Below are 12171 nucleotides of genomic sequence, written 5' to 3'. Positions count from 1 at the left end.
TCGGCTGCTCCGGCGGCAGTTCGGTCCCGCCGCCCGTGACGACCGCGGGGCGCACCTCGACCTCACGGGGCAGCGCCGCGATGAACCCGGCGCCGAGACTCCTGCCGGGCGGGGGCGTCGCGGCGACCTTGGTCCAGAGGCCCGGCCTGGGCCGACGGGGTTCCGCCGGCTCGGGGGCACCCGACGGGACGGGCCGCTCCGGTTCGAACGGACCTGCGGCGGCGTTGATGTGAGGGGCCGGGGCGCGCTGGGCCTCCACCGCCTCGACCACCTCGACCGGTGCGGCGTGGAGATGCGGACCCGTGGGCGACGCCTCCGCTGCGGATACCCCCGCACCCGGCGTTCCCGCACTCGGCGTCCCCGCACCCGGCGTCTCCGTACCCCGCGTTCCCGCGATCGGCGTCTCCGCCCCCGCACCCGGTGTCTCCGCGTGCCGGGGTTCCGGGGCGGCGGCGTTCTGGCGTACCCCGGCGGCCGGGATCACGAGGCCGGCGTCCGCGCCCGGAGGCCGCCGGGTGACGTCCGCGTGCCGGGCCGGGTGCGCCGAGGAAGCGCGGACCACCGGCCCGGCGCCCACCACCGGGTTCCTCGAGGTGGTCAACCGGCCGTTCAGGGAGGCCTGTTGGAGGGGGACCGGCCGAGGGGCGGGGCGCTCCGAGGGAGCCGGGTCCCCCCGGTCCGGTTCCCTCGCGTCCGTGGACACCTGCAGCCGGGCGACACCGCACGGCACGCCCCCGCTCGCGTACGGCAGGTGGAGCACGCCCTCCCGGGTCCACAGGCCCGTGCCCGCCAACCAGCCCTCGGGCGCGGGCCGGTGGTCGATCCGGCGCTCGGACGGGCGCCACATGCCCACCCAGGTGCCGCCCGGACCGTCGATGCGCAGGGCGACCGCGCACGCCTCCGGCGTCAGCACCTGACCGGGCTGGATGGCGAACGGCGTGATCGAGCAGCCCGTCGCCGTCAGGCACTCCGGGAAGCGGACCGGCAGCGTGCTGCCGAGCACTCCCCAGCCGAGCCGCTCCCGGCCGGGCGACGGGGCGTCGGAGCGGATCAGCAGGAGTCCGCTGTCCGCGTCCGCGAGGAGCAGCCGGTCGTTGCTGCGCTCGGCGATCTGGAGGAGCGGCGAGACCTCGCCGCCGCGCCCCAGGTCGACGACGACGGTCTTGGTGCGGCCGCCGTGGAAGCGGTCCAGCGCGAGCAGCCGGCCCGCGCTGTCCAGCCACACCCCTCCCGAGCAGTGGCCCGGGACCTCCGCGAGATGCTCGGGGCCGAACGCGCCGCCCGCGACCAGCCACACCGCCGTGGACCCCCGTCCCACGGCGAGCGCGTACGCCCGCTCCCCGTCCGGCGCGGGCGGCAGCAGCCGCAGCCGGGTGCCCGGGTCGGGGCACTCGACCGCACCGAGCGGCAGCTCACCGGTGCCCGGCCCGGTCGGGTACAGCAGCGAGAACGTGTGCCGTCCGTCGGCGACCCGGTGGATCAGCACCCTCCCGTCCGTCAGCGGCAGCACCTCGGTGCCGGGCTCCTCCGGCTGGTGGGCGGGCAGCGGCACGGCATACGGCTCCGGCCCGTCCAGCGTCCAGCGCTCCGGGTACCAGGACTCGCCGTCGCTGGTCAGCCGCGCCCCGTAGGTCCCGTCCGCGGTGATGACACAGGCGGGCGGAGCGGCCCACCCGCTCGCGACGTCGTCGTCCCCGTCGCCCATCCCGCCCTCACTCGCCATCACGGGCTCCGTCGCACCGGCCGTCATCGTTCGGTCACCTCCGGCGACGAAGCTAGTTTTCGCACGCACAGACGGGGGACCGACAGGCTGTGGCTTCACACATAAGGGTGGCCATGTCGGGATTCGCCTGAGGGAACGGGGGCGGATGTGCTGAACCGAGCGGGAAGGGGAGGGGCGAGCGCGCCCCGCGACGGGGACGGACGGAGCCGGTGCGGCGGCTTCCGGGGACGGTCGGCCGCCCGGGCGCCGGCCCGGTGGTCCGCGGCCGGTCGGAGAGGCACCCGGGCCAGGTAGCCTTTCCCCGTGCCCCGTCTGTCTGAAGTCATCACCGCGCTCGAATCCCTCTGGCCTCCTCAGCAGGCCGAGAGCTGGGACGCGGTCGGCACCGTCTGCGGCGATCCGGACCAGGACGTCACGCGCGTGCTGTTCGCCGTCGACCCGGTCCAGGACATCGTCGACGAGGCGGTGAAGCTGGGCGCCGGCCTGCTGGTCACGCACCACCCGCTCTATCTGCGCGGTACGACGACCGTGGCGGCGGACACCTTCAAGGGCCGCGTCGTGCACACCCTGATCAAGAACGACATCGCGCTGCACGTCGCCCACACCAACGCCGACCGTGCCGACCCGGGCGTCAGCGACGCCCTCGCCGGAGCGCTGGACCTGCGGGTCGTACGGCCCCTCGTGCCCGACCCCACGGACCCCGAGGGACGCCGGGGCCTGGGCCGCGTGTGTGAACTGGACCACCCGCTGACCGTGCGCGAGCTCGCGGCGCGGGCCGCCGAGCGGCTGCCCGCCACCGCGCAGGGCATCCGCGTCGCGGGCGACCCCGAGGCGCTGGTGCGAACCGTCGCCGTCAGCGGCGGCTCGGGCGACAGCCTCTTCGACGAGGTACGCGCCGCGGGTGTGGACGCCTTCCTCACCGCGGACCTGCGCCACCACCCCGTCTCCGAGGCGCGTGCCCACAGTCCTCTCGCGCTGCTCGACGCGGCGCACTGGGCCACCGAGTGGCCCTGGTGCGAGCTGGCCGCGGCCCAGCTCGACGAGATCTCCGACCGGAAGGGATGGGGACTGCGCGTCCACGTCTCCCGGACGGTCACCGACCCCTGGACCGCTCACGCGGCCTCTCACAACGACACATCAGGAGCCCCCAACTGAACGCCGAGCCCGCCGACCAGATCCGACTTCTCGACGTCCAGGCATTCGACGCCCGCCTGCAGCAGCTCGCGCACCGGCGGAGGTCGCTTCCCGAGCACGCCGAGATCGAGTCGCTGAACAAGGACCTCACCCAGCTGCGCGACCTGCTCGTCGCCGCGCAGACCGAGGAGAGCGACTGCGCCCGCGAGCAGATCAAGGCCGAGCAGGACGTGGACCAGGTGCGCCAGCGCGCCGTCCGTGACCAGCAGCGTCTCGACTCGGGTGCCGTCACCTCCCCCAAGGACCTGGAGAACCTCCAGCGCGAGATCACCTCGCTCGCCAAGCGCCAGGGCGACCTGGAGGACGTGGTCCTGGAGGTCATGGAGCGCCGTGAGTCCGCGCAGGAGCGGGTCGCCGAGCTGACCGAGCGCGACGCCTCCGTCCAGTCGAAGATCGACGACGCGACCGGGCGGCGCGACGCGGCGTTCGAGCAGTTCGACTCCGAGGCCGCCACGGTGACCAAGGAGCGCGCGGTCATCGCCGGCACCGTGCCCGCCGATCTCCTCAAGCTCTACGACAAGCTGCGTGAGCAGCAGGGTGGCGTCGGTGCCGCCCGGCTGTACCAGCGCCGCTGCGAGGGCTGCCGCCTGGAGCTCAACATCACCGAGGTCAACGAGGTGAAGGCGGCGTCCCCCAGCACCGTGCTGCGCTGCGAGAACTGCCGTCGCATCCTGGTGCGTACGTCCGAGTCCGGCCTGTAGCAGTTTCCGGCCCGTAGCAGTCAGGGAGTCCGTCGCGTGCGGGAGTTCATCGTCGAGGCCGACGGAGGTTCCCGGGGCAACCCGGGGCCCGCGGGCTACGGATCCGTGGTGATCGACGCGGTCACGGGGGAGACGCTGGTGGAGCGCGCCGAGTACATCGGGGTGGCCACCAACAACGTCGCGGAGTACCGCGGCCTGGTCGCCGGACTGTCGGCGGCCCGTGACCTGGACCCGGCCGCGCGGGTCCGGGTCCGGATGGACTCCAAGCTGGTCGTCGAGCAGATGTCCGGCCGCTGGCAGATCAAGCACCCGGACATGAGGCCCCTGGCCGCGGAGGCGGGCCGTATCCTCCCGCGCTCGCAGGTCACCTACGAGTGGATCCCCCGGGCGGAGAACAAGCACGCCGACCGCCTGGCCAACGAGGCGATGGACGCGGGCAAGCGCGGCGAGACCTGGTCCCCGTCAGGCGGCGAGGCCGCGGGTCCGGGGGCGCCGGTCGAGGGGCGCGGGGAACTGCGCGCCCAGCCACAGCGTTCCGGCACCGGGACTGTCCAGGGGCGCGGGGAACTGCGCGACCAGCCACAGCCGAGCGGCAGCCGGACGACGACCGAGGCCCGCACCTCGCCCTCCGGCGGCGAAGCCGCGAGTGCAGGGGCGCCGGTTGAGGGGCGCGGGGAACTGCGCGACCAGCCACAGCCGAGCGGCAGCCGGACGACGACCGAGGCCCGCACCTCGCCCTCCGGCGGCGAAGCCGCGAAGGCCACGGACGACAGACGCGCCGCGCACAACGTGGCGACCACCCCCACCGTCGGCTGGGGCTCGGCCCCCGACATGGGCGCCCCCGCCACCTTCGTCCTCCTGCGCCACGGCGAGACCCCCCTGACCCCGCAGAAGCGGTTCTCGGGCAGCGGCGGCAGCGACCCGTCCCTGTCGGCCGTAGGCCGCGAACAGGCGGAACGGGCCGCGACGGCGCTGGCCGCACGCGGCACCGTGCAGGCCGTCGTGGCGTCCCCGCTGGCCCGCACCCGCGAGACCGCGGCGGTCGTCGCCGCCCGTCTCGGCCTCGACGTGACCATCGAGGACGGCCTGCGCGAGACGGACTTCGGCGCCTGGGAGGGACTGACCTTCGGCGAGGTCCGCGACCGGTACCCGGACGACATGAACGCCTGGCTCGGCTCCCCGGACGTCGAACCGACCGGCGGCGGCGAGAGCTTCGCCGCGACCGCCCACCGCATGGCGGAGACCCGCGACAGACTGACCGCCGCCTACGCGGGCCGCACCGTCCTGCTGGTCACGCACGTCACCCCGATCAAGACCCTGGTACGGCTGGCCCTGGGCGCCCCGCCGGAATCCCTCTTCCGGATGGAACTGTCGGCGGCGTCCCTCTCCGCGGTGGCCTACTACGCGGACGGCAACGCGAGCGTCCGGCTGTTCAACGACACCTCGCACCTGCGCTGAGCACCCGCCGGCGACGACCGCACCGGCGTCGCGGGGACGGACCCGGCCGGCTCAGCCTCGCCGGGCGGCGCGGCTCCGGAGGATCTCGGCGCTCTCCCGGTCCGCGGGGAGGAACGCCTCCAGATGGAGTTCGGCGAGCGTCACGTCCACCGCCGTCGCGAACGACGTCAGCGTGGTCAGCAGCCTCAACTCGCCCTCCTCGCACCGCAGTCGCAACGGCACCGCGAATCCGAGGTGGTCGGCGCCGGGCGGCCCGGCCGGCACGTACCGTGCCAACTCCTCGGCCAGTGCGTCGAGCCGGGGATCGGGACTGCGTACGGACCGGGCCCGCAGGTTCTCGACGATGTGCTGCCCCCACGCGTCCAGGTTCACCACCCGGGACGCCATGCCGCGTGGATGCAGGGCGAGGCGCAGGACGTTCACCGGCGGTGCCAGCAGGTCGGGCGCGGCCCCCTCGGCCAGTACGTCGAACGCCGCGTTCGCCGCGACCAGTTCACCGTGCGGCCCCGCCACCACCGCCGGATACGGCAGATGCCCGTCGAGAATGCTGTCCAGTGCCTCCCGTACGGGCTTCAGGATCTCCGCGTCGAGCGGCGACTCGGCGAACGCGGGCGCGTAACCGGCGGCCAGCAGCAGCGCGTTGCGTTCCCGCAGGGTGAGGCCCAGCGATTCGGCGAGCCTGATCACGATCTCCCGGCCGGGCACCGACCGTCCCCGCTCGATGAAACTGACGTACCGCTGCGTCGTCCCGGCGCGTGAGGCCAGCTCCAGCTGACTCACCTGGCGCGCGGTGCGCCAGCGCAGCAACTCCCGTGCGAAGGGCGGTGGTTCGGCGGACAGCGAAGTGCCGGTCGTCATGACGTCAGTTGTACGGCAGAGGACCGGAACCTGGCGCCGGGACCCGCCTCCCGGAGCCCGCCCGGTGGCCGTTCCAACCTGTCATACCCTGACGGGAATTGAGCGGCGGCGCCGCCCCGAACAGCATGGACGCATCCACATCGGAGCCCACGCGGGGAGCGGGACATGCGCGCGTACCACATCGAAACCCTTGGCACCGTCGACGGCATCGTCCGGCGCGAGCAGGCCCGGCCCGAACCGGGACCCCGTGACATCCTCGTCCGGATCCGCGCCGTGTCCCTCAACAAGCGCGACCTGCTGATCCTGAGGGGGACCTACCCGCTGCAGGCCGTACCGGACGTCGTCCCGGTGAGCGACGGGGCGGGGGAGGTCGTCGCGGTGGGGGCGGAGGTGACCCGTTTCGCGGTGGGGGACCGGGTGACGGGCACGTACTTCCCGAACTGGCTGGGCGGACGGATCACCCCGGACCGGTTCGACCAGCCCGGCGCCACCCTCGACGGCATGCTCACCGAGTACGCCCGCATCGACCAGGAAGCCGCGGTGCGCGTCCCCGACCATCTGACCTGGGAGGAGGCGGCCTGCCTGCCCTGCGCCGGGGTGACCGCCTGGCACTCCCTGACGGGCGGCGAGCCGCTGGCTCCCGGCGACACCGTCCTCACGCTGGGCACCGGAGCGCTGTCCCTGTTCGTCGTGCGGTTCGCCAAGATGCTGGGAGCCGAGGTCGTCGCGACGACGTCGAGCCCGGTGAAGGCGGACCGGCTCAAGGCGCTGGGCGCGGACCATGTCGTGAACTACGCCGAGAACCCCGAATGGGGGCTGGAGGTGAAGGAGTTGACCGGTGGCCGAGGCGCCGACCTCGTCGTCGAGACCAACGGCCCCGAGACCATCGAGCAGTCGGTGCGGGCCGCCGCTCTGTACGCCGAGATCGTCCTCCTCATCACCGGCGGGCCGCACCGGTCCGGCATCGAGATCTCCAACGCCGCGTACGCGGGGAGCCTGGCCACGATCCGCCGGGTGTTCGTCGGCAGCCGCGCCCACTTCGAGTCGATGAACAGGGCGCTGCGGCTGCACGGCGCGCGACCGGTCGTGGACCGCGTGTTCGGCTTCGACGAGGTGCGGGAGGCGTACCGCTACTACGCGAGCGGCGCGGCCTTCGGCAAGGTGGTCGTCCGGGTGGCCTGAGCACGCCGACGCGGTGAGTGCCCCGGCCGGGGTCCTAGCCGCGCAGAGCCGAGGCCTCCCGGGCCAGCCGCTCGACCCGCTGCCAGTCCCGTGCGGCGACCGCGTCCGACGGAAGCATCCAACTGCCGCCCACACAGCCGACGTTCGGGAGGGCGAGGTAGTCCGGCGCGGTGTCGAGGCCGATACCGCCGGTCGGGCAGAACCGGGCCTGCGGAAGCGGCCCCGCCAGCGACCTGAGGTACGCCGTACCGCCCGCGGCCTGCGCCGGGAAGAACTTCATCTCGCGCACCCCGCGCTCCAGCAGCGCCACCACCTCCGACGTGGTCGACACCCCCGGCAGGAACGGCACTCCGGACGACTTCATCGCGTCGAGCAGGACATCCGTCCAGCCCGGGCTGACCAGGAACCCGGCGCCCGCCGCGACCGACTCCGCCACGTGTCCCGGCGTCAGCACGGTGCCCGCGCCGACCACCGCGTCCGGCACCTCCGCCGCGATGGCCCGGATCGCGTCGAGCGCGGCCGGGGTCCGCAGCGTCACCTCGATCGCGGGCAGCCCGCCGGCGACCAGCGCCCGCGCCAGGGGAACGGCGTCGGCGGCGTCCGCGACCACGACGACGGGGACGACGGGCGCGAGATCCAGGACGGAGGCATGCGAGGACGGGGGCAGCGGCGAAGTCATGCGCACATCCTGCCCGCGGTGTGCATCATGCGCAAAGGTCGTTGCGCATGATGCAACGAGGGCGAGTGGCTCTCAGTGGATCTCCGTCACCACCACGTCGAGAGCCCAGGGCCGCCCCGCCCGGCCGGGCGCCTCCGCCTCGACCGTGTGACCGAGGTCCCGCAGCGCGTCGACCAGCTCGGCGGGGTTCTTCGGCGCCGTACCCGTACGGAGCAGACTCCGGACGATCTTTCCCTTGGTCGCCTTGTTGAAGTGGCTCACGACGGAACGCCTCTCGACGCCGTCCACCACCTGCGCGTGCAGCACCCGTACCGTCGCCGTCCGCTCCGCGACCTCGCCCTTCGGCTTCCAGGCCGCCGTGTACGCCGACGACCGCAGGTCCAGCACGAGCCCGTCGCCCGCCGCCTCGGGAAGCGCGCTCGCCATCGGCGTACGCCAGTGCGCGCCCAGCGCCCCGAGGCCGGGCAGCTTCACCCCCATCGAGCAGCGGTACGAGGGGATCCGGTCCGTCACCCGCACCGCGCCCCACAGCCCGGAGAACACGAGCAGGGAACGGCCCGCGCGCCGCTTGGCCGCGGTGTCCAGCGACGCCAGGTCGAGGGAGTCGTACAGGACCCCGGTGTAGATCTCCCCGGCCGGACGCGCGCCCGCGGTCCGCAGCTCGGTGTTCTTCGCGATCTCCCCGCGCAGCCCCTCGCTCAGCCCGAGCACCTCGCGCGCCTTCTCCTCGTCGGCCGCGCACAGCTCGGCCAGCTCGTCGACCACCGCCTGGCGCGCCTCCGTGAGACCCGGCAGCGACAGCGACTCCAGCTTGAGCGGGGTTCCCCGGCCGGAGGAGGCCTTGCCTTCGGAAGGGGGCAGCAGCACGAGCACGGTTGGATCTCCTCACGGTGGAAACGGCCCGTCGCCAGCCTAAGGGGTGTGCCGGGGCCGTCCGGACGGGCTCGGAGGCGCCTGATCGGCGCCGCGTTCGGGGTGCCCATCCGGGACCCCCGGCCTAGGCTCGACCCATGCCTCGCCGTCGCGTCCGTGTCACCGGTGCACCGGAGGCTCCGCTGCGAGCCGCCCTCAGCGCGTTGCGCACGGAACTCGGCGTGCCCGAGACCTTCCCCGCCGAGGCGTTGGCGGAGGCGGCACAGCCGCCCCGGCTGCCCTCCTACGACGCGACGGACATCCCGCTGTTCACCATCGACCCGCCGACGTCCGAGGACCTCGACCAGGCGATGCACCTGTCGCGCCGCGACAAGGGCGGCTACCGCGTCCGGTACGCCATCGCCGACGTGGCCGCCTTCGTGACCCCCGGCGGAGCCCTGGACGCCGAGGCCCACCGCCGCGTGATGACCCTCTACTTCCCCGACGAGAAGGTCCCCGTCCACCCGCCCGGCCTCTCCGAGGGCACCGCCAGTCTCCTTCCGGACCAGACCCGCCCCGCCGTCCTGTGGACCGTCGACCTCGACGCCGACGGGCGCGCGGAGGCGACCGACGTCCGCCGCGCCCTGGTCCGCAGCCGCGCCAAGCTCGACTACGCGCACGTGCAGCGGCGGATCGACGCGGGGACGGCGGAGGAACCCCTCGCGCTCCTCAAGGACGTCGGCACCCTCCGCGAGGCCCTGGAGATCGAGCGCGGAGGCATCTCGCTGAACGTGCCCGAGCAGGAGATCGTCGAGAAGGACGGGACGTACGAACTCGCCTACCGCGCCCCGCTGCCCGCCGACGGCTGGAACGCCCAGATCTCCCTGCTCACCGGCATGGCCGCGGCGGACCTGATGCTCGCGTACGGCACGGGCGTGCTGCGCACCCTGCCCGCCGCTCCCGACGGGGCCGTCGGACGGCTGCGCCGCACCGCCAGGGCACTGCGCATCGACTGGCCGCACCACGTCTCCTACGCACAGCTCATCCGCTCCCTCGACCCGCACAAACCGCACCACGCGGCCTTCCTCCAGGAGTGCACGACCCTGCTGCGCGGCGCCGGCTACACCGTCTTCCGGGACGGCGCCCTCCCCGAGGTCACCGCGCACGCCGCCGTCGCCGCGCCCTACACGCATTGCACGGCCCCGCTGCGCCGGCTCGTCGACCGCTACGCCGCCGAGATCTGCCTCGCGGCCGTCGCCGGAAAGACGTCGCCCGAGTGGGCCCTCGCGGCTCTCGACGCCCTCCCCAAGGAGATGGCGGACGGTGGCCGGCGCGCGGGGACCGTCGAGCGCGAGTGCGTCGACATCGTGGAGGCCGCCCTGCTCAAGGACCGGGTCGGCGAACTCTTCGAGGGCTGCGTGGTGGACGTCCAGGAACACGAACCCACCGTCGGAACAGTCCAGTTGGAGTCCCCGGCAGTCTTCGCACGGATCACCGGCGGCTCCTCCCCGCTGCCCCTGGGCGAACGCCTCCGGGTCCGCCTCACACAGGCCGACCCGGGCACGACGAAGGTCGAGTTCGCCCCGGCCTGACCGCGCCGGAGCCGGAAGAGCCCCGCGCCCCGGGCCCGTCGCCGTACCGAGGACCGCCGCCCGGCATGGAATCGGCACCCGCCCGCGTTGTCCCCCCAGCGGCACCGGCACACGGCGCCGGACGGACACGGGGGAGTACGGGACGGTGACGGACAACGCCGGGGCGGTGCAGCCCCCGACCCGCCGGGAGGAGGCCCGCTGGACCCGGGCCACCCTCGGGCGGGACGGACAGCCGCTCGACCTGCTGACCGCCCGTTTCGACCGGCACCGCTACGCGCCCCACGCCCACGACGAGTTCACCATCGGGGTGTGCGTCGGCGGCTCCGAGATCATCGACTACCGCGGCGGCCACATCCGCGCCGTCCCCGGATCCATCGTCGTCCTCGCACCCGGCGAGATCCACACCGGCGGCCCGGCCGCCTGCGACGGCTACGCCTACCGCGCCCTGTACGCGCAGCCGTCGCTCCTCACCGAGGCCGTCGTCGGCCCGCCGCCGCACTTCCGCGAACCCCTCCTCGACGACCCCGCACTCGCCGCCGCGCTGCGCACCGCGCACACCGAACTGAGCGCCTGCCCCGACCCGTTGGAGGCCGAGTCACGCTTCCCCTGGCTGCTGGCCGCGCTCGTCCGACGCCACTCCACGGCCCGCCCGGACCGCGACGAGATCCCGGGCGCGGCGGGCGTCGCCGCCGTCGTACGGGACCGCCTGGCCGGCGAGCTCCAGGCGCCGCCCTCCCTCGCGGACCTCGCGACCGACCTGGGCCTGTCCCGCTACCAGCTCCTGCGCGCCTTCCGTACGGCCGAGGGGATACCCCCGTACGCCTGGCTCGCCCAGCACCGCGTGCAGCGGGCCCGCCGGCTCCTGGAGTCCGGGCTGCGCCCCGCCGAGGTGGCGGGCCTCGTCGGCTTCGCGGACCAGGCGCACCTGACCCGCTGGTTCCGCAGGGTGCTGGGGGTGACCCCGGCGGCGTACCGCACGAGCGTCCTCCCCGGGCGACAGGGAGCCGCGCCCGTCCCGACGGCCGCGCAACAGCGTTCAAGACGGGCCGGCGCCGGGCGCCCGAGACTGCCCGTATGACTGCACGTGGCTGGTTCCTGTTCTCCCTGATGGGAGTGGTCTGGGGCATCCCTTACCTGATGATCAAAGTGGCGGTGGACGAGGTGTCCCCGTCGGTGGTGGTGTTCACGCGCTGCGCGATCGGCGCCGCGCTGCTGCTGCCCTTCGCGATCCGCCGGGGCGGCCTGACCCGGACGGTACGGACCCACTGGCGCCCGATGCTGGCCTTCGCGTGCATCGAGATCGTCGTCCCGTGGTGGACGCTGACCGACGCCGAACGCCACCTGTCCAGCTCCACCGCCGGCCTGCTGATCGCCGGCGTGCCGATCGTCGGGGTGGCCGCGGCCCGCCTCCTCGGCGACGCGGAGCGCCTCGGCGCCCGGCGCGTCATCGGCCTCGCCCTCGGCCTGTCCGGCGTCGCGGTCCTCACGGCCCCGCACCTGACCGGCGGCGACACCCGGTCACTCGTGGAGGTGCTGCTGACGGTCGTCGGCTACGCGACGGCGCCGGTGATCGCGGCCCGCCGCCTCAAGGACGTGCCCTCGCTCCACCTGACGGCCCCGTGCCTGGCACTGGCGGCCCTGGTCTACGCCCCCGCGGCGGTCCTCACCCGCCCCGACGAGGTCCCCTCCGCCCACGCCCTGGCCGCCCTCGCCGGCCTGGGCGTCATCTGCACGGCGATCGCCTTCGTGGCCTTCCTTGAGCTGATCAGGGAGGCGGGCCCGACGCGGGCGACGGTGATCACGTACGTCAACCCGGCGGTGGCCGTGGCCGCGGGCGCGCTGTTCCTGGACGAGTCGCTCACCACGGCCGTGGTGGTCTCCTTCACCCTCATCCTGGCGGGCTCGGTCCTCGCGACGGCGGCCGCCGGTCCG

At 74.2% G+C, this 12171-nt stretch carries 9 protein-coding genes and 2 pseudogenes; 7 read left to right on the top strand and 4 right to left on the bottom strand.

The genetic code is table 11. The features are described from left to right. Positions 1 to 598: 598 nt before the first annotated feature. Positions 599 to 1705: pseudogene (locus ABZT74_RS08550) on the bottom strand (hypothetical protein); the annotation flags it as partial. Between the two features lie 321 nt (positions 1706 to 2026). Here ABZT74_RS08550 and ABZT74_RS08545 point away from each other — a divergent pair. From ABZT74_RS08545 to ABZT74_RS08535, 3 genes are read left to right on the top strand one after another with little or no spacing between them, the layout of a single operon-like run. Beyond that, entirely contained in the window at positions 2027 to 2878 is an 852-nt protein-coding gene (locus ABZT74_RS08545) for a Nif3-like dinuclear metal center hexameric protein (protein WP_356166005.1), read from the top strand. Further along, positions 2875 to 3618: a C4-type zinc ribbon domain-containing protein gene (locus tag ABZT74_RS08540; protein ID WP_355877407.1), complete on the top strand. Its 744-nt coding sequence runs from the start codon at positions 2875 to 2877 to the stop codon at positions 3616 to 3618. The genes ABZT74_RS08545 and ABZT74_RS08540 overlap by 4 nt, the downstream gene beginning before the upstream one ends. 36 nt (positions 3619 to 3654) lie before the next feature. Beyond that, positions 3655 to 5076 (top strand): bifunctional RNase H/acid phosphatase, encoded by a 1422-nt coding sequence (locus tag ABZT74_RS08535; protein WP_356433796.1) that lies wholly within the window; start codon positions 3655 to 3657, stop codon positions 5074 to 5076. 51 nt (positions 5077 to 5127) lie between these two features. Here the strand turns inward: ABZT74_RS08535 and ABZT74_RS08530 are convergent, their stop codons facing one another. Next, entirely contained in the window at positions 5128 to 5934 is an 807-nt protein-coding gene (locus ABZT74_RS08530; protein ID WP_356433795.1) for a helix-turn-helix transcriptional regulator, read from the bottom strand. Positions 5935 to 6099: 165 nt separating this feature from the next. Between ABZT74_RS08530 and ABZT74_RS08525 the strand changes: the two genes are divergently transcribed. Continuing rightward, a complete protein-coding gene (locus ABZT74_RS08525; protein WP_356433794.1) occupies positions 6100 to 7116 on the top strand; it encodes an NAD(P)-dependent alcohol dehydrogenase in 1017 nt (338 codons plus the stop codon). Positions 7117 to 7150: 34 nt separating this feature from the next. Here the strand turns inward: ABZT74_RS08525 and eda are convergent, their stop codons facing one another. Together eda and yaaA are read right to left on the bottom strand one after the other, a co-directional pair. After that, on the bottom strand, positions 7151 to 7795 hold the full coding sequence (gene eda, locus ABZT74_RS08520; RefSeq protein ID WP_356165993.1) for a bifunctional 4-hydroxy-2-oxoglutarate aldolase/2-dehydro-3-deoxy-phosphogluconate aldolase: 645 nt from the start codon (positions 7793 to 7795) through the stop codon (positions 7151 to 7153). Positions 7796 to 7867: 72 nt separating this feature from the next. Further along, a complete protein-coding gene (yaaA, locus tag ABZT74_RS08515; RefSeq protein ID WP_356165990.1) occupies positions 7868 to 8668 on the bottom strand; it encodes a peroxide stress protein YaaA in 801 nt (266 codons plus the stop codon). A 137-nt stretch (positions 8669 to 8805) separates the two neighbouring features. On the opposite strand from yaaA, the gene ABZT74_RS08510 reads away from it, so the two are divergent. The 3 genes and pseudogenes from ABZT74_RS08510 to ABZT74_RS08500 form a co-directional block, all read left to right on the top strand. Beyond that, entirely contained in the window at positions 8806 to 10239 is a 1434-nt protein-coding gene (locus ABZT74_RS08510; RefSeq protein ID WP_356433793.1) for an RNB domain-containing ribonuclease, read from the top strand. A 145-nt stretch (positions 10240 to 10384) separates the two neighbouring features. Then, positions 10385 to 11317: an AraC family transcriptional regulator gene (locus tag ABZT74_RS08505; RefSeq protein WP_356433792.1), complete on the top strand. Its 933-nt coding sequence runs from the start codon at positions 10385 to 10387 to the stop codon at positions 11315 to 11317. Beyond that, positions 11314 to 12093: pseudogene (locus tag ABZT74_RS08500) on the top strand (DMT family transporter); the annotation flags it as partial. The gene ABZT74_RS08505 and the pseudogene ABZT74_RS08500, both read left to right, overlap by 4 nt. Between the last annotated feature and the right edge of the window lie 78 nt (positions 12094 to 12171).

Source organism: Streptomyces sp. NPDC005302 (genome assembly GCF_040607345.1).
In the GTDB taxonomy this organism is placed as follows: Bacteria; Actinomycetota; Actinomycetes; order Streptomycetales; family Streptomycetaceae; genus Streptomyces.
This window is presented reverse-complemented; position numbering and strand designations above follow the sequence as displayed.

Coding starts and splice junctions, on each gene's coding strand:
- ABZT74_RS08530 (WP_356433795.1), bottom strand. CDS start 5,934: ATGACGACCGGCACTTCGCTGTCCGCCGAACCACCGCCCTTCGCACGG.
- ABZT74_RS08525 (WP_356433794.1), top strand. CDS start 6,100: ATGCGCGCGTACCACATCGAAACCCTTGGCACCGTCGACGGCATCGTC.
- eda (WP_356165993.1), bottom strand. CDS start 7,795: ATGACTTCGCCGCTGCCCCCGTCCTCGCATGCCTCCGTCCTGGATCTC.
- ABZT74_RS08510 (WP_356433793.1), top strand. CDS start 8,806: ATGCCTCGCCGTCGCGTCCGTGTCACCGGTGCACCGGAGGCTCCGCTG.